This is a genomic window from Propioniciclava tarda, assembly GCF_900182665.1.
Classification (GTDB): domain Bacteria; phylum Actinomycetota; class Actinomycetes; order Propionibacteriales; family Propionibacteriaceae; genus Propioniciclava; species Propioniciclava tarda.
The window spans coordinates 39,467-55,047 of the sequence record NZ_FXTL01000008.1 but is presented as its reverse complement, the minus strand read 5'-3'; the positions used below and the strand labels follow the sequence as shown (position 1 = coordinate 55,047).

General features: G+C 68.1%; 17 protein-coding genes and 1 pseudogene. 7 read left to right on the top strand and 11 right to left on the bottom strand.

All coding sequences use genetic code 11. The features are described 5' to 3' along the window. Positions 1-63: 63 nt before the first annotated feature. From FN821_RS07795 to fabG, 6 genes are all read right to left on the bottom strand, one after another. Positions 64-2,559, bottom strand: coding sequence for a phosphoketolase family protein (locus FN821_RS07795; protein WP_131171605.1), 2,496 nt, complete (start codon positions 2,557-2,559; stop codon positions 64-66). A 119-nt stretch (positions 2,560-2,678) separates the two neighbouring features. Continuing rightward, positions 2,679-3,143, bottom strand: a complete 465-nt coding sequence (locus FN821_RS07790) for an NfeD family protein (protein ID WP_131171604.1) — start codon at positions 3,141-3,143, stop codon at positions 2,679-2,681. 12 nt (positions 3,144-3,155) lie between these two features. Then, positions 3,156-3,944: an ABC transporter ATP-binding protein gene (locus FN821_RS07785; protein ID WP_131171603.1), complete on the bottom strand. Its 789-nt coding sequence runs from the start codon at positions 3,942-3,944 to the stop codon at positions 3,156-3,158. 145 nt (positions 3,945-4,089) lie between these two features. Further along, a complete protein-coding gene (locus FN821_RS07780) occupies positions 4,090-4,314 on the bottom strand; it encodes a hypothetical protein (protein WP_131171602.1) in 225 nt (74 codons plus the stop codon). Between the two features lie 35 nt (positions 4,315-4,349). Continuing rightward, entirely contained in the window at positions 4,350-5,123 is a 774-nt protein-coding gene (gene fabI, locus FN821_RS07775; protein ID WP_131171601.1) for an enoyl-ACP reductase FabI, read from the bottom strand. Positions 5,124-5,215: 92 nt separating this feature from the next. Further along, the gene (gene fabG, locus FN821_RS07770; protein ID WP_241660116.1) at positions 5,216-5,935 is read right to left on the bottom strand and encodes a 3-oxoacyl-ACP reductase FabG; all 720 of its coding nucleotides are present in this window, start codon (positions 5,933-5,935) and stop codon (positions 5,216-5,218) included. A gap of 133 nt (positions 5,936-6,068) precedes the next feature. Here fabG and FN821_RS07765 point away from each other — a divergent pair, with 133 nt between their 5' ends. The 5 genes and pseudogenes from FN821_RS07765 to FN821_RS14885 all read left to right on the top strand — a co-directional run bounded on the left by FN821_RS07765 (position 6,069) and on the right by FN821_RS14885 (position 8,448). Further along, on the top strand, positions 6,069-6,416 hold the full coding sequence (locus FN821_RS07765; RefSeq protein ID WP_131171600.1) for a DUF3099 domain-containing protein: 348 nt from the start codon (positions 6,069-6,071) through the stop codon (positions 6,414-6,416). Beyond that, positions 6,413-7,201, top strand: coding sequence for an SURF1 family cytochrome oxidase biogenesis protein (locus FN821_RS07760; RefSeq protein ID WP_131171599.1), 789 nt, complete (start codon positions 6,413-6,415; stop codon positions 7,199-7,201). The genes FN821_RS07765 and FN821_RS07760 overlap by 4 nt, the downstream gene beginning before the upstream one ends. Beyond that, positions 7,198-8,019: a putative RNA methyltransferase gene (locus FN821_RS07755; RefSeq protein ID WP_131171598.1), complete on the top strand. Its 822-nt coding sequence runs from the start codon at positions 7,198-7,200 to the stop codon at positions 8,017-8,019. Before FN821_RS07760 ends, FN821_RS07755 begins: the two co-directional genes overlap by 4 nt. A gap of 22 nt (positions 8,020-8,041) precedes the next feature. Continuing rightward, positions 8,042-8,272: pseudogene (locus FN821_RS15045) on the top strand (MerR family DNA-binding transcriptional regulator); the annotation flags it as partial. A gap of 53 nt (positions 8,273-8,325) precedes the next feature. Beyond that, entirely contained in the window at positions 8,326-8,448 is a 123-nt protein-coding gene (locus FN821_RS14885) for a hypothetical protein (RefSeq protein WP_277751010.1), read from the top strand. On the opposite strand, the gene FN821_RS07745 is transcribed toward FN821_RS14885, so the two are convergent. The 4 genes from FN821_RS07745 to FN821_RS07730 form a co-directional block, all read right to left on the bottom strand. Further along, on the bottom strand, positions 8,437-9,423 hold the full coding sequence (locus tag FN821_RS07745) for a glycoside hydrolase family protein (protein WP_131171596.1): 987 nt from the start codon (positions 9,421-9,423) through the stop codon (positions 8,437-8,439). The two genes, FN821_RS14885 and FN821_RS07745, sit on opposite strands and share 12 nt — an antisense overlap. Before the next feature lie 2 nt (positions 9,424-9,425). After that, positions 9,426-10,331, bottom strand: coding sequence for a carbohydrate ABC transporter permease (locus tag FN821_RS07740; protein ID WP_131171595.1), 906 nt, complete (start codon positions 10,329-10,331; stop codon positions 9,426-9,428). After that, positions 10,328-11,263 (bottom strand): carbohydrate ABC transporter permease, encoded by a 936-nt coding sequence (locus FN821_RS07735; protein WP_131171594.1) that lies wholly within the window; start codon positions 11,261-11,263, stop codon positions 10,328-10,330. The genes FN821_RS07740 and FN821_RS07735 overlap by 4 nt, the downstream gene beginning before the upstream one ends. 66 nt (positions 11,264-11,329) lie before the next feature. Then, positions 11,330-12,637, bottom strand: coding sequence for a sugar ABC transporter substrate-binding protein (locus FN821_RS07730; RefSeq protein WP_206662012.1), 1,308 nt, complete (start codon positions 12,635-12,637; stop codon positions 11,330-11,332). 203 nt (positions 12,638-12,840) lie between these two features. On the opposite strand from FN821_RS07730, the gene FN821_RS07725 reads away from it, so the two are divergent. Beyond that, a complete protein-coding gene (locus FN821_RS07725; RefSeq protein WP_131171593.1) occupies positions 12,841-13,866 on the top strand; it encodes a LacI family DNA-binding transcriptional regulator in 1,026 nt (341 codons plus the stop codon). Further along, positions 13,863-14,492 carry a LysE family translocator gene (locus FN821_RS07720; RefSeq protein WP_131171592.1) on the top strand — a complete coding sequence of 210 codons (630 nt, stop codon included), beginning with the start codon at positions 13,863-13,865 and terminating at the stop codon, positions 14,490-14,492. Before FN821_RS07725 ends, FN821_RS07720 begins: the two co-directional genes overlap by 4 nt. Positions 14,493-14,513: 21 nt before the next feature. Here the strand turns inward: FN821_RS07720 and hydE are convergent, their stop codons facing one another. Further along, positions 14,514-15,560: a [FeFe] hydrogenase H-cluster radical SAM maturase HydE gene (gene hydE, locus FN821_RS07715; protein ID WP_165489260.1), complete on the bottom strand. Its 1,047-nt coding sequence runs from the start codon at positions 15,558-15,560 to the stop codon at positions 14,514-14,516. Positions 15,561-15,581 lie beyond the last annotated feature (21 nt).

Below are 15,581 nucleotides of genomic sequence, written 5' to 3'. Positions count from 1 at the left end.
GGGGGGCTACGTCCACCATAGCCCGGGGCACCAGCCCCCCGTCGTCAGCACGTCGCGTCGGCGTCAGACGTTGTCGCCGCCGGTCTGCAGGGCTGCCGCCACCTGGCGTCCGGACGCCGCGTCGCCAGCGTCCGGCCAGACCCAGGAGGCGATCTCGGGCAGGTCCTCGCCCCACGTCATGGCGTACTCGCGGGCGTGGATGCGGGCGTCCATCATCTCCTGACGCAGGACGCCGAACCGCGAACCCAGCCCCGGCACCCGATCGATGACGTCCATGACCAGGTGGTAGCGGTCGATGTCGTTGCGCATGCACATGTCGAAGGGCGTGGTGGTCGAGCCCTTCTCCTTGAAGCCGCGCACGTGCAAGTTGGCGTGGTTGGTGCGCCGGTAGGCGAGCCGGTGGATCAGCCACGGGTAGCCATGGAAGTTGAAGATGATCGGCTTGTCGGTGGTGAAGTAGGTGTCGAACTCGCGGCTGGACAAGCCGTGGGGGTGCTCCCGCTCGTCCTGCAGGCGCATGAGGTCGACGACGTTCACGACGCGCACCTTCAACTCGGGGATCCGGCGGCGCAGGATGTCGGCGGCGGCCAGCACCTCCAGCGTCGGCACGTCGCCGGCGCAGCCCAGGACGACGTCCGGGTCCTGGCCGTCCACCTCGGTGCCCGCCCACTCCCAGATGCCGAGGCCACGGGTGCAGTGCGCGATCGCCTCGTCCATGTTCAGGAACACCGGCTCGGGCTGCTTCCCCGCGACGACGACGTTCACGTACTGCTTGGAGCGCAGGCAATGGTCGTAGGTCGACAGCAGCGTGTTGACGTCCGGCGGGAGGTAGACGCGGACGACCTCCGGCGACTTGTTCATCACGACGTCGAGGAAGCCCGGGTCCTGGTGGCTGAAGCCGTTGTGGTCCTGGCGCCAGACATGGCTCGACAGCAGGTAGTTGAGCGACGCGATCGGACGCCGCCAGCCGATGTGGTTGGTCACCTCCAGCCATTTGGCGTGCTGGTTGAACATCGAGTCGACGATGTGGATGAAGGCCTCGTAGCTGCTCATCATGCCGTGGCGTCCGGTGAGCAGATAGCCCTCCAGCCAGCCCTGGCACTGGTGCTCGCTGAGCATCTCCATGACCTGGCCGGCCTGCGCCATGGGATCGCCGGCGTCGGCGTCCAGGAAGGCGGCCATCCACTGCTTGGGCGTCTCCTCGAAGACGGCCTGCAGGCGGTTGGACGCCGTCTCGTCCGGCCCGAAGACCCGGAAGTTGTCGGGGTTCAACCGAGCCACCTCCCGCAGAAACTCCCCGAGCCGCTTCGTGGACTCGACCATCGGACCACCGTGACCGTCGGCGTCCGGCTCGACCGCGAAGTCGCGGAAGTCGGGCATCACGAGGTCCTTGAGCAGGACGCCCCCGTTGGCGACCGGGTTGGCCGACATGCGCTTGGCGCCCTTGGGACGCAGCGCGTCGAACTCGGCTCGGAAGGCCCCGTACTCGTCGAAGAGCTCGTTTGCCCGATAGGACGTCAGCCAATCCGACAGCACCTTCAGGTGCGCGTCGCTGTCACGGGCGTTGGCCAGCGGCACCTGGTGGCTTCGCCAGTGCGCCTCGGTCTGCTTGCCGTCGACGGACGCCGGACCGGTCCAGCCCTTGGGGTGGTCGAAGACGATCATGGGCCAGCGCGGACGCTCCTGATCGAGTTCATCGGACGCCGCAGCCTTGGCCTTGATCGCGACGATCATGTCGAGGGCGTCGTCGAGGACGCGGGCGAAGCGCTGGTGGGCCTCGAGATGATCGTCTCCGGCCTCCACCTTGAAGAACAGCGGCTCGTGCCCGTAGCCGCGCATGAGGTCGGCGAGTTCGTCGGTCTCGATGCGGGCCAGCACGGTGGGGTTGGCGATCTTGTAGCCGTTGAGGTGCAGCACCGGCAGCACGACGCCGTCGCGCTTGGGGTTGACGAACTTGTTCGAGTGCCAGGAGGTGGCCAGCGGTCCGGTCTCGGCCTCGCCGTCGCCGACGACCGCGAACGTGATCTGGTCCGGGCTGTTGAAGATCGAGCCGTACGCGTGCGACAGCGCATACCCCAGCTCGCCACCCTCATGGATCGAGCCGGGGGTCTCGGGCGCGACGTGGCTGGGGATGCCCCCGGGGAACGAGAACTGCTTGAACAGCTTGCCGAGCCCCGCTTCGTCGCGGGTGATGTTCGGGTAGACCTCGGTGTAGGTGTCGTCGAGGTAGGTGTTCGCGACGAGGCCGGGTCCGCCGTGTCCGGGGCCGGCGACGTAGATCGCGTCCAGGTTGCGCTCGATGATCGCCCGGTTGAAGTGGGCGTAGAGGAAGTTCAAGCCGGGCGTCGTCCCCCAGTGGCCGAGGAGGCGCCGCTTCACGTCGTCGCGGGTCAGCGGACGCCGCAGCAGCGGGTTGTCCAGCAGGTAGATCTGGCCCACCGAGAGGTAGTTGGCCGCCCGCCACCAGCCGTCGATGAGCCGGGCGGTGTCGTCGGAGATGATCTCGGGGGCGTCAGCCGGACGGTGCTGCCAGGCGACGGATGCTTGGGGCTCGGACATCGTTTCTCCTCATCAAAGGGCTGAGGGCCCACCACCGTCCGGATCGATCAGCGGGGAGCCCTACACGCGTCCATCTTCGTCGTCAGCGACGGAATGCTCAACTCGCCGGCGCGCCGGGCTCAGGACGTCAGGGGGAGGTGCTTGGGATACACGACGGCCGTGACGCCGTCCACCTCCATCACCTCGACCTCGGTGCCGGGGCCGATGGCGGAGCCGTCGTAGGAGCGGGCGCTCCAGACCTCGCCGGAGATCTTCACCTCGCCGGACGCCGGGGTGATCTCGCCGACCGCGAGCCCTGTACTGCCGAGCAGTTTGGACGCCGACGAGCGGTAGCCAGGCGAGTTGTGCAGCCGCTTCAGCAGCGCCGGACGCGTGACGTAGAGCATGAGCAGCGCCACCATGATGGCCACGACGATCTGCCCGACGAGAAGGCCCGGGAACACCAGGGCGACCCCGGCGCCGGCCAGCGCACCGCTCGCCAGCATCAGCAGGGTCAGGTCGAGCGTGAGCATCTCGCTGACCGCCAGACCGCCCGCCAGGACGAGCCAGATGACCCACATGTTCTCACTGAGCCACTCGAGCATGGCGGACCCCTCTCAGCGCCGGACGGCGCGGGCCGTCCAGCGGCCCGCCTCGGTCGAGACGACCAAGGGTAAGCCGAAGGTCGCGCTCAGCGCGTCGTTCGTCAGGATCTCGTGGATGGGCCCGGCGGCCACGATGCCGCCCTCGGCCAGCAGCATCGCGTGCGTGATGCCCCGCGGGATCTCTTCGAGGTGATGCGTGACGAGGACCAGCGCCGGCGAGGACTCGTCCTCGGCCAGGTCCCCGAGCGTGTCGACGAGGGCCTCCCGGCCGGCGAGGTCCAGGCCGGCGGCAGGCTCGTCCAGCAGCAGCAGTTCGGGGTCGGTCATCAGGGCGCGGGCGATCTGGACGCGCTTACGTTCGCCCTCGCTCAGCGTGCCGAACGTGCGCTTGGAGAGGTGCTCGACCTGCAGCTGGCGCATCAGGAAGGCGGCCCGTTTGAGGTCGAGGACGTCGTACTTCTCGTTCCAGCGTCCGATGACGGCATAGGACGCCGAGATCACCACGTTCCCGACGCTCTCGGCCCGCGGGATGCGGTCGGCTAGCGCGGCCGACGTCATGCCGATGCGCGGACGCAGCTCGAACACGTCCACGGCGCCCATCCGCTCACCCAGCAGCGTGACGGTGCCCGCGCTCGGGTGGATCGTGGCGCTGATCAGCTGCAGCAGCGTGGTCTTGCCGGCGCCGTTGGGGCCGATGATCACCCAGCGGTCGGACTCGTCCACGCGCCAGTCGACGTTGTGCAGGAGGGCGTTGCCTCCGCGGACGACGGAGACGCCAGCGAGGTCGACGACGGGTGCCATGGGCCCCAACCTACAAGGTCGGACGCCTCGGGCTCCCGATGGCCCCGCTGGGCGCAACCGTGTCGAGATCGGCCAGACTCAGGGGTTGACCGCCAGGCAGGTCGCGCTGCTGCCGGGGCCGACGGCCTCACCCTCGGACCAGGCGTCACCCTCGACCTCGATCACGCACCGCACCTTGGCGCCGGGGGGCGGCTTGGGGACTCACGGTCACCTTCAGCTGGACGACGTCGAACCCGTCGACGGTGTCGATCCGGGGCCAGCCCGTCCTCGTCGAGGCGTTGGAGTCGAGAACGTCGCAGCCGTAGCTGATGTCGGCCTTGTCCGTCGTCTCGACGATCAGCTTCACCTCGAAGGTGGCCGGTGCGGACACCGGACTCCGAAGAGCTGAACGCGGAGGCGTCCGGATCAGGCTCCCGTGGAGTGCAGGCCGCCGTCGACGTGGATCATCTCGCCGGTCGTCGCCGGGAACCAGTCCGACAGCAGGGCCACGACGGCCTTGGCCGTCGGCGCCGAATCGGTCGGATCCCAGCCCAGCGGCGCGCGCGAGGCCCAGATGTCGTCGAAGGACTCGGCGCCCGGGATGGCCTTCTTCGCGATCGTCTGAATCGGCCCGGCCGCGACGATGTTGCAGCGGATGCCCTCCGGGCCGAGGTAGCGGGCCAGGTAGCGCGAGGTCGACTCCAGGGCCGACTTGGCGACGCCCATCCAGTCGTACTTCGGCCAGCTGATCTGCGCGTCGAACGTCAACCCCACGACGGACGCCCCCCGCGCGAGCAGCGGCTGAGCGGCCACGACGAGCGACTTCAGCGAGAAGGCCGAGGTGTGGACGGCCGTCGCGACGTCGTCCCACTCGGTCGACAGGAACGCCCCGCCGAGCGCCTTCTCGGGGTTGGCGTAGGCGATCGAGTGCACGATGCCGTCCAGGTGATGGACGCCCAGCGCGCGCAGGGCGTCCGCCAGGCCGGCGAGCGCGTCGGCGTCCGTGACGTCGAGATCGATGACCTCCGGAACCGGCTCCAGGCGCTTGACGATGCGTCGCGTCAGGGACGCCGCACGCGGCAGGTTCGACACGATGACGCGCGCGCCCTCGGCCTGTGCGATCTCGGCCACGCGGTAGCCGATGGACGTGTTCATCGTCACACCGGCGACGAGGATGGTCTTGCCGTCAAGAATTCCCATGGTTTCGCTTCCTGAGCTGTTGGAGGGCTGAGGTGGTCGTTCCCTGCACTTGTGGGTCCTGAGGTCGTCGGTCCCTGAGGTTGTCGAAGGGGTCAGTGCCCCATTCCGAGGCCGCCGTCGACCGGGATCACGGCGCCGCTGATGTAGCCCGCGCCGTCGGAGGTCAGGAAGGCGACGGCGTTGGCGATGTCGTCGACGGAGCCCATGCGACCGGCCGGGGTCTGCGCCTTGAAGCCGTCGGTCACCTCGGCCGGCAGCACCGCGGTCATCTCGGTCTCGATGAAGCCGGGCGCGACGACGTTGAAGGTGATGCCGCGCTTGCCGACCTCGCGGGTCAGCGAGCGGGCCATGCCGATGAGGGCGGCCTTGGTCGAGCTGTAGTTGACCTGTCCGGCGTTGCCGTACAGGCCGACAACCGAGCCCATGAAGACGACGCGTCCGTACTTGTTGCGCATCATCGACTTCACCGCGCGGCGCGCCGTGTAGAAGCAGCCCTTGAGGTTGACGTCGATGACGGCGTCCCACTGCTCGTCCGTCATGCGCATGATCAGGCCGTCCTTGGTGATGCCGGCGTTCGCGATCACGATCTCGACCGGACCGTGGGCGGCCTCGGCGGCGGCGAAGGCGGCGTCCACCTGGGCGGCGTCCGTCACGTTGCAGTTGACGCCCAGGGCGCCGGCGGGGGCCTCGCCCCCAAAGTCCGCGCTGCACACCTTGTGGCCCTCGGCCAGGAAGCGCTCGACGATGGCCCTGCCGATGCCCCGGTTGCCTCCGGTCACCAGCACGCTGCGGGAGATGTTCGAATCAGTCACGAAACCTACGCTACCGTAACCAGCCCTCGCTCCCGTCGGAGGTTGACCCTCGATGAGACACCGTGTCGCGCTCGTGGACGCCGACGACGAAACGTCCACAGCCCACCTCCCGAGGCCGGGCTAGGCTGACAAGGTGGCGAACGGACGAAAGGGTGCGATCCCCGCGCTGATCACGAGCGCGCGGATCAGCAAGTCCCTGGACGCTGACCAGCGCATGAAGCGCTACTTGTGGTCGATGACCGTCCGGGTGGTGTGCTTCATCGCCGCGTGCCTGACGCCCTTCCCCGCCAACATCCTGCTCATCGCGGGCGCCGCGATCATCCCGGGCATCGCGGTCATCCTGGCGAACGCGATCGACATGCGCGTCCCCGTCGAGACCGTTGCGGACGCCCCAGGCGCGGTCCCGGCGCTGACCACGGGCGTCGTCGTCCAGGGGGGCGTCGAGGACGCGGTGCTGCTTCCGAACGGAGACGAGCGGTGAGCGAAGCCCCGGCATCCGGCGTCCCGTGGAAGCGCTGGCTGGCGCTGCTGGCGCTCGTGGTCGTGCTGACCGTCGCCTTCGTCAACCTGGCGCAGTGGCAGCTACGGCGCCTCGATGAGAGGCGCGGCACGAACACCACGGTCGTCAACCACGAGGGCGCGCCGGTGCAGCCGTACGAGGCCGTTTTCAACCACCCCATCACCGACGCGGACGCCTGGCAGCGGGTCACCGTCACCGGCACCTTCCTTGCCGACCAGCAGCTGATCGTCCGGTATCGGAATAACGGCGAGGCGGCCGGCTACGAGGTCGTGGTGCCGCTGAAGGCGACCGATGGACGAACCGTCCTGATCGACCGCGGCTTCGTCACGCGTCCCGCGGGCCAGGACTTCCCCACCACCGTCGACGCGCCGCCCCCCGGCCAGGTCACGGTTGTCGGGCACGTGCGGCGCAACGAGCAGGGTCCCGCCAACGCGACGACCCCCGCGTCGGGGTCGGTCCGCCTGATCAACAGCGACGCGATCGGCGCGGCGTCCGGACTGACGCTCGTCAACGGCTACATCGGCGCCCTGCAGGTGACCCCGCCGCAGACCGGCTTCGAGCCGGTCTCCACTCCCCCGCTCGACGAAGGTCCGCACCTGTCGTACGCCCTGCAGTGGGCGTCGTTCGCGATCATCGCCATCGTCGGACTCTTCGTCTTCATCCGCAACGACATCCGAGACCGCAAGAAGGCGGCCGCGAAGGCCGCCAGGCGCGCCGCAGCGTCGGCGTCCGAACCGTCAGCATGAGTCTGGACGCCGCGCGCGGGCTCCTCGCGTGCCCGGTCTGCGGTTCGGGCCTGACCGAGTCGGACACGTCACTGACCTGCGCCAACGCCCATCGCTTCGACGTCGCCCGTCAGGGGTACGTGAACCTGTTGGGCTCGCGTCCGCCGGCCAACGCCGACACGGCCGAGATGGTCGCGGCCCGCGACCGGGTGCTCTCGTCCGGGCTCTACGACCCGATCGCCGAGCAGGTGGCGCGTCGGCTCGCCCAGTCGCCCACGATCGTGGACGTCGGCGCTGGGACGGGCTTCTACCTCGCCCGCGCGCTGGACGCCTCGGGTGGTCGGGGCGTCGCGTTGGACGTCTCGGTGCCCGCGGCGCGCCGAGCGGCGAAGGCTCACGCGCGGGCGGCGTCCGTGGTCGCCGACGTCTGGAGACGCCTCCCGCTCCTGTCGGGGCGCCTCTCGGCGGTGCTGTGCGTCTTCGCGCCGCGCTCGGTGCCGGAGTTCGCGAGAATCCTCATCCCGGGTGGCCTTCTCGTCGTGGTCACGCCGACGGCGTCCCATCTGAGCGGACTGCGCGAGCGGCACGGGCTGCTCGGCATCGAGGCCGACAAGGACGAACGCCTCGCCCGGTCGGCCCTGGGCCTATTCGATCCCACGGCGCGGGCGGTCGTCGAGTATCGGGCTGAGGCGTCCGCGGAGCAGGTGCGCGATTTGATCGCGATGGGTCCGAACGCCTTCCACGGCGTCCCGAACGACGTGACCGCGGACACAGTGCAGGTATCCGTGACGGTGTCTCTCTTCCGCAAGGCCGCCGGGGACGAGTCCGGGCTCGCTTGACCCTGCCGTTGCCGGAGAGTCCATGCTTGCCGTCGTGCCGCACGAGGATCAGCCACTCAGCATCGGGATGATGTCCCGGCTGTGCGGTCTCTCCATGGGTGCGCTTCGGCACTACGACGCCGAAGAGGTGCTGCGGCCGTCCGCCGTCGACGCTGCACCTGGCTACCGGCGCTACGGCCGCGACCAAGTCGCGATAGGACGCCTCGTCGCGGACCTGCGCTTCCTCCAGCTCGGACTAGGCGACATCCGGACGTACCTGTCCGCGGACGCCGACCACCGCACATCCTGGTTCGACATCGCGCGCGCGTGGCCGGGGACCGGGCGGCGGCGTCCGACTGGAAGGCCAAGGCCGTCGCCTCCCTGGACGCGATCGCGGACCCGGACGACCGTGAGGTCATCCAGCGCGACATCGACTCGCTACCTCTCTGATCCCGCCGCGCGCGGCTGCCAGTCCTCGGCTCCCGGCCCCACGAAGGCTGGGCGGCCGTCCACCAGCGCCAGCTCGACCGGATCGGTGAGTTCGCCCACGAACGTGCCGTCGGCGTCCAGGTTGCGGAACGCCAGCATCAGGGTGCGGCCCGTGCCGCGCTCGGTGATCGGACGCGTCACGTAGAACCGGTTATCGGTCAGCAGTTGGGCGCCGGAGATGTCGTAGGGGCCGAGTTCGGACGCCGCGGGTGCGATCCACGTCCCGCCGGTCGACTCCGCCCGCCGCTCGGCGGGACGATCGCCGGCCAGGCAGTTGAAGAGCAAGAACTGGCGGTCGCCGAGGCGAACGGTCTCCATCACCTCCAACTGCCCGAAGCCCTGACCGGGTCCCGACAAGGGGGGACGCAGCGTCCAGGTGAGCAGATCCGGCGACGTGGCGTGACCGACGACCCCGCGATCGAAGGCCGGACCCGATGGCGTCCGGGCCGTGATGAGCATGTGCCAGCCGTCGCCGTCCGGGTCCCGGAACACCCAGGGATCCCGGAACGCCTCGTCGTGCCAGGCACCGTCCGCCAGGAGCTCGTAGGGTCGTTCGGCGCGCAGGAGTGGTCCGGGCAGCTTGGTGAACGTCTCCAGGTCGGACGAGGTCGCGCACGAGATCGTCTGCACGTTCCCGGCTGGGGTCAGGGACGCCGACGTGTAGAACAGATGCCAGACGCCTTCGTCGGAGCGGACGATCGAGCCCGTCCAGGTGGCGAGGTCGTCTGCCTCGCCCGGGAGGCCCTTGGCCAAGGCATCCGGACGCCGCTCCCACGACACCAAGTCATCGGAGACGGCGTGCCCGATCGAAGCGTTGTAGTGCCGGGCATCAGGGTCGATCAGGCTCTTGGGGGCGTGGAGGAAGAACAGGTGGTACCGCTGGCCGTCGTCGACTGGCCAGAAGTCCCAGACCCAGGAATCACGCAGAGCAAACACGGCTATCCCTTCACGCCGGAGCTGGCGATGGAGTTGATGAACGCCCGCTGGAAGGCGACGAAGAGCACGAGAACCGGCACCGTAATGATGCTGGCGTAGGCCATGATCTGCCCCCACGACACATTCATCTGCTTGAAATAGTCGATGCCGACCATCGCCGGACGGATGCTCTCTGACTGGGTCACCATCAACGGCCACAGGTAGGAGTTCCAGGCCGGCAGGAATGTCAAGATCGCGACGGTCGCGATGGCCGGTCCGGCGAGCGGCATGACGATGCTGCGGTAGATCCGGAACCAGCTGGCACCGTCGACGGTGGCAGCCTCGTCCAGCTCCTTCGGGATGGAGTCGAAGTACTGGTAGAAGAGATAGATCGAGAACGCGTTCGCGACGAACGGGATGATCTGCACCTCATACGTGTCGAGCCAGCCGATCGAGCCGTCGAAGTACGGCAGTTGATTGACCCACCACAGCAGCGGCAGCGCCATCGTCTCGAAGGGCACGATCAGCGTGGCCAAAATGACACCCAGCACGAGCTTCTGCCCAGGGAACTTCAGCCGCGACAGGGCGAAGGCGGCCATGGAGTTGACGACGATACCGAGACCCACGGTGACGACGGAGATGATGACCGAGTTGATCAGGAACCGCGCGAACGGCACCCGCTCGAACACGCCCTGGTAGTTGTCGAGGCTGAGGCTGCCGACCGGAAGGAAGGCGGACGCTGAGCCCAGATCACCGAAGATCTGCGTGTCGGGCTTGAAGCTGGACACGATCATGAACAGCAGCGGCAGGCCGAACACCAGGCACAGGGCGATCCGCAGCGCCTGGACAGCCCACGGCAGCCAGGGACGGCGCTTCTCGCCGGCGGCGTGCACGACGCCCTTGGCGGACGCGTCGAGTGGAGCGGTCATCGCTTGAGCTCCTTGTCACGGGTGAGGTACCGCTGGACGAGCGACACCGCGAGGACGATCACGAAGAACACCAGCGAGATGGACGACGCATAGCCCGTCTGCTGCTGCTGGAAGCCGGTGCGGACGGCCTGGAACACGACGGTGGAGGTCGAATCCAGCGGCCCGCCCTGGGTCATGACGTTGACCTGGGTGAACAGTGAGAACGCGGCGATCGTGATGGTGATCAGGATGAACGTCCGCGTTTGCAACAGCCCCGGCCACGTGACGTGGGCGAACTGCTGCCACGTGGACGCCCCGTCGAGGGAGGCCGCCTCGTAGAGCTCGCCCGGAATGGTCTGCAGACCCGACAGCCAGATGACCATGTGGAAGCCCATCGCCTGCCAGGCCGACATCACGATCAGCGCGAATAGGGCCGTCCGGGAGTCACCCAGCCAGTCCGGACCGACAATGCCGAGGCGGCCGAGCAGGGCGTTGATCAGGCCGTTCTGCTGGTACATGAACATCCACAACATCGACACCACGACCATGGACGTCACGACGGGCAGGAAGTAGACCGTCCGGAAGAAGTTGGTGCCGCGCACCTTCGCGTTCACCAGGAGGGCGAGGACGAGGGCCAGGCCCGACTGCACGGGCACGATCACGATGGCGAAGATCACGGTGTTCAGCAGCGACTTCCAAAACGTTGCCGAACCGAACAGCCGGACGAAGTTGTCGATCCCGATGAACTTGGCCGGGACCGGTGAGATGAGCCGTGCGTTGGTGAACGCCAGGCCGAAGGTCAACAGGATGGGGATGATCAAGAAGACGATCATCAAGACGGCCGCCGGGGCGAGCATCGCCCACCCGACGCCGGCGGTCCGCCGCACGGTCGTCCGGCGAGCCCGCCGGACGGGATCGGACGCGGGGGCGTCCGTGACGACAGTGGTGGCCATGGGTCCCTTTCGAACCGGTCGAAGGAGGTGGCCCCGGGATGACCGAGATCCCGGGGCCGTCCCTCGTCAGGAGTACTGCTGCTGATTGGTGTTGATGTCCTTGACGAGGGCGTCCAGGGACGTCTTCGGGTCGGCTCCGTTCAGAATGTCCTTCGCCGTCTTCTCGAAAGCCGTGGCGATATAGGGGTACCCCGGGGTCTCGGGACGCATCACGGTGAACTTCTTGGAGTACTGGCGGAACACGTCGTTGACGCCGCCGGGCTCGAAGCCGGGCACCAACTTGGCCGCTTCATCCGTGGTGGGGATGTTGTTCGTCTTCTGCGCCACCAGGGCCACGTACTTGTCGGCCGAGGCGAACTTCAGGTACGCCGCTGCCGCTTCGGGGTTCGAGCACTGGGCCGACTGACCCCACGTCCAGGAGCCGCCGCCGACCTTGCCTCCGTTGCCGAAATCGACCGGGGGCGCGAACACGACATCAGAGAACTTCTCGCGCACGGGAACCGCCGTCCAGGAGCCGTTCCAGAGGAAGGCCGACTTGCCGTTCATGAAGTCCTGCGACGGATCGGAGCCCGACTTCTTGGCGATGTAGCCGTCCTTGGCGAGGTTCTGGAACCAGGTCGCCCATGCCACGGCCTTGTCGCCGTTGAGGACGCCGTCGGCCGTCTTGTAGTCGGTTCGGTTGATCAGATCGCCCCCGAAGCTCTGCAGCAAGGGCGAGAAGCCGTACGGCCACCATTCACCGGTCCAACCGGTGGCGATGTCGGCCGCGTTGGCGTACTTTCCGGAGTCCTTGACCTTCTTGAGGGCCGCCATGAACTCGTCGGCCTTCCAGGGCTGCTCGATCGTCGGAACGCGGATGCCGAACTCATCGAGGATCGACTTGCGGGTCACCCAGGTCAGCGAGACGTCGTAGTAGCCGTACGCGTAGGTCTTGCCGTTGTACTTCGCGACCGTGGAGGGCAAGTACTTGGACAAGGTGTCGTCCATGCCCGTGATCGGCGCGAGATACCCCGCCCAAGCCCAGTTGGCCACGTTCGGCTGGTCGATATCAAGCAGGCACGGCAGCTTCTTGGCGGACGCCGCTGCCGTCACCGACTGGTTGTAGGACTCCTGCGGGAAGGCCTGCAGCTTGACCTTGTACTGAGCCTGCGAGCCGTTGAAGTCGTCCACGATCGTCTGGATCGCGGCGAGTTCGTCCTTGTTGCCAGCGTTGTGCGTCCACATGCTGATTTCGGACGCCGCGGCGCCACTTGAGCCCGAGCCGCCCGGGGCGGGGCTGGCGGGGGTGGATCCGCCCTTCGAGCAGGCGCCCAAGGACATGGCGAGGGTCATCGCGGTGGCGGCGACGGCGATCTTCTTCAAGGTGACCGGCATGGTGTCTCCTTCGTGCCCGCGTCGGCGCGGACAGTTTGATTTGGGTGCTAAATGCTTTTAGCACTGTTAAGGTAACGAGCGATCTCCCTGCTCGTCAAGGGGTGCTAAAAGGTTTCTACTGGCAGCGATACTCAGCCCCGAAGGACGGGGGTCGCACGGCGTGGCGCGCGGATTTCCGTTGCCGAAGTCGGGAGGATGGGAGCATGGGAAGACGCGTGACACTGGTGGATGTCGCCCAGCACGCTGGCCTGTCAACCACGGCTGTGAGCCTCGTTCTCAACAACCGTCCCGGATCACGGCTCTCCCCCGAAGCCGTTCAGCGCATCAAGGACGCCGCCCGCGAGCTCGGCTACCGACCGAACCCCGCGGCGCGCAGCCTGCGCCTTGGCAAGACCAGAACGGTTGGACTCCTTTCAGACGACGTCACCGTCACGCGGTACGCCTCCGCGATGATCCGGGGCGCCCTCGACGTGGCCGAGGGTCTCGACCACACGGTGCTGATCGCGGAGACCGGCTCGAACCCGGAGCGGGTGCGCCGAGCACTGGACGTCATGCTGGACCGCCAGCCCGATGGGCTGATCATTGCGCTGATGGGCGCCAAACAGATCGACGTCCCTGCAGCCGCCTCCCGCGTGCCGGTCGTGCTTCTCAACGCGACGAGCCCGGACCAACACCTCTCTGTTCTACCGGACGAGTTTGAGGCGGGCCGTGCTGTGGCTGCCCACCTGGTGGCCACCGGGCACACCCGCATCGCCCTGATCGGCGATCACCCTGACCTGCGCTCCGATCTCCGCCTCTCTGCCACCATCGGTCGCCGCTTCGCCGGAATCGAGGCAGAACTGGCCACCCGCGGACTCGCCCTCACTCGGACGATCGAGAAGCGGCACTGGGAGCCCGAGGACGGCTACTCGGCGACTCAGGCCTTGCTGGACGACGGGCTCGACGTCACTGCCGTGATCGCCGCCAACGACCGGGTTGCCTTCGGCATCTACCAGGCGACCCAGCAGGCAGGGCTTCAGATCCCCCATGACCTATCAGTGATCTCGTTCGACGACGAAGTGATCGCGGGCTATCTGCGACCGACGCTCACCACCGCCCAACTCCCGTACGAGCAGATGGGTCGGCGCGCCATGGAGATCGTCCTCGCGCACGACCGGCCGGGAGGAGAGATTCTCGTCCCCATGCCGCTTCAGGTGCGGGCGTCAGTGGCGCAGTTGTCTGTCCGATGACCTGGCTGGACGCCGTCTGGCGCTTCGCGATCGTGGCCGGCGTCCTGACCATGACCCCCGGACTCGACACGTTGCTGGTCCTGCGCTCGGCGCTGCGGGCCGGTCCGAGGGCTGCGTTCGCCACGGCGTCCGGGGTCGCGGTGGGCTGCCTCGTGTGGGGGCTCGCGGCGGCGGTGGGCGTGTCGGCGCTCGTCACCGCCTCGCCGACCGCGTACGCCGTGCTCAAGGTGGCCGGGGCGGTCTACCTCGCCTACCTCGGCGTCCGACTGCTCTGGAATGCCCGGACGCCTCACGCGGCCGAGCCGTCCGAGGAGACCGCGGGCGTCGCGTCACCGTTCAGCCAAGGGCTGACCACCAACCTGCTGAACCCCAAGATCGGCGTCTTCTACGTGGCCGTGCTGCCGCACTTCCTGCCGGCCGACCTGCCCCCGGTCGCGGGCGGCGTCCTGTTGGCGCTGGTCCACGGGGTGGAGACCATGGTCTGGTTCGCCGGGCTGATCGTGGGCGCCCGGACCATGCGGCGCTGGCTCGCCTCGCCGCAGGTTCAGCGCGGGATCGACGTCGTGGCCGGACTCATCTTCGTCGGCTTCGCCGTGGCCCTGGTCGTGGTCGACCAGGCTCACTAGAACCTTCGCGCGCTCGCGAACTCAGCGGTGCCGGGGCTCGGGCGCCGTCGGGCCGATGCTGTAGCCGATGGCCGCCATGCGTCGGCTGAGGATCTCGAAGCCCTCGGCCGCCTCGGCGCCCGAGACGATCTTGTGGTCGTAGGGGGCGAACTTGGCCCGGTCGACGGTCGGGGTGAGGTTGGGCATGACGACGTTGGCGCCGGCCATGACCGCCATCTCGCGTCCGCGCGGGTGGACCGTGGCGACCGACGTCAGCACCGGCAGGTCGACGGTCGGCATCATGATCCGGACCAGGCTCAGAACGAAGAGGGTCTTGTCGATCGAGCCGGCCGGCTGATCGGCGAACTCCGTGGACGCCGAGGGCACGAACGGGCCGATGCTGACGGACGCGGGATCGAAGTCCGCGATGAAGGCGAGGTCGCGAGCGAGGTGCGCGGGCGTCTGGAACGGGCTGCCGATCATCATGCCGCAGCCCGTGGAGAACCCGACGGCCTTGAGGTCCTCGAGGCAGCGGATGCGGTTCGCCAGGGTCATCCGGCGCGGATGCAGCGAGGCGAAGTGGTCGGCGTCCGCGGACTCGTGCCGCAGGACGTAGGCGTCGCCGCCGGCCTCGAAGTAGCGCTCGTAGGTGCCGCGCGTCCGCTCCCCGAACTCGAGCGTCACGGTCGAGTCGCCGAACTGCTTCTTGACGAGCCAGATCACGTGCTCCATGGACTCGTCGGTCAGCTCAGGGTCGTCGCCGCCCTCGAGGTAGACCGTCCGGAAGCCGAGCCGATGGCCCTCGGCCCAGGCCGTCACGACGTCCTCCGGGCTGAGCCGGAACCGCTCGACCTGCTCGTTGCTGCGCCGAAGGCCGCAATACAGGCACTCCTTGGTGCAGACGTTCGAGACGCTCACGACACCCCAGGCTGTCAGGGACGTCCCAAACTGCTGGCGCGCGATCCGGTAGGCCTTGGATGCCGCATGGTCGCGATCGGCCGCGGTGTAGGTCGCCAACAGCTGCTCGAACTCGTCGATGCTGAGGGCGCCGTCCGCCGCGAGGGCGTCGATCAGGTCAGTGTTGGCCACGCGCACACCATAGACACGATC

What these genes read in the sequence shown, in the direction of transcription:
- FN821_RS07795 (WP_131171605.1), bottom strand. Translation starts at nt 2,559, where the DNA reads ATGTCCGAGCCCCAAGCATCCGTCGCCTGGCAGCACCGTCCGGCTGAC.
- FN821_RS07790 (WP_131171604.1), bottom strand. Translation starts at nt 3,143, where the DNA reads ATGCTCGAGTGGCTCAGTGAGAACATGTGGGTCATCTGGCTCGTCCTG.
- FN821_RS07785 (WP_131171603.1), bottom strand. Translation starts at nt 3,944, where the DNA reads ATGGCACCCGTCGTCGACCTCGCTGGCGTCTCCGTCGTCCGCGGAGGC.
- fabI (WP_131171601.1), bottom strand. Translation starts at nt 5,123, where the DNA reads ATGGGAATTCTTGACGGCAAGACCATCCTCGTCGCCGGTGTGACGATG.
- FN821_RS07755 (WP_131171598.1), top strand. Translation starts at nt 7,198, where the DNA reads ATGAGTCTGGACGCCGCGCGCGGGCTCCTCGCGTGCCCGGTCTGCGGT.
- FN821_RS07740 (WP_131171595.1), bottom strand. Translation starts at nt 10,331, where the DNA reads ATGACCGCTCCACTCGACGCGTCCGCCAAGGGCGTCGTGCACGCCGCC.
- FN821_RS07735 (WP_131171594.1), bottom strand. Translation starts at nt 11,263, where the DNA reads ATGGCCACCACTGTCGTCACGGACGCCCCCGCGTCCGATCCCGTCCGG.
- FN821_RS07730 (WP_206662012.1), bottom strand. Translation starts at nt 12,637, where the DNA reads ATGCCGGTCACCTTGAAGAAGATCGCCGTCGCCGCCACCGCGATGACC.
- FN821_RS07725 (WP_131171593.1), top strand. Translation starts at nt 12,841, where the DNA reads ATGGGAAGACGCGTGACACTGGTGGATGTCGCCCAGCACGCTGGCCTG.
- FN821_RS07720 (WP_131171592.1), top strand. Translation starts at nt 13,863, where the DNA reads ATGACCTGGCTGGACGCCGTCTGGCGCTTCGCGATCGTGGCCGGCGTC.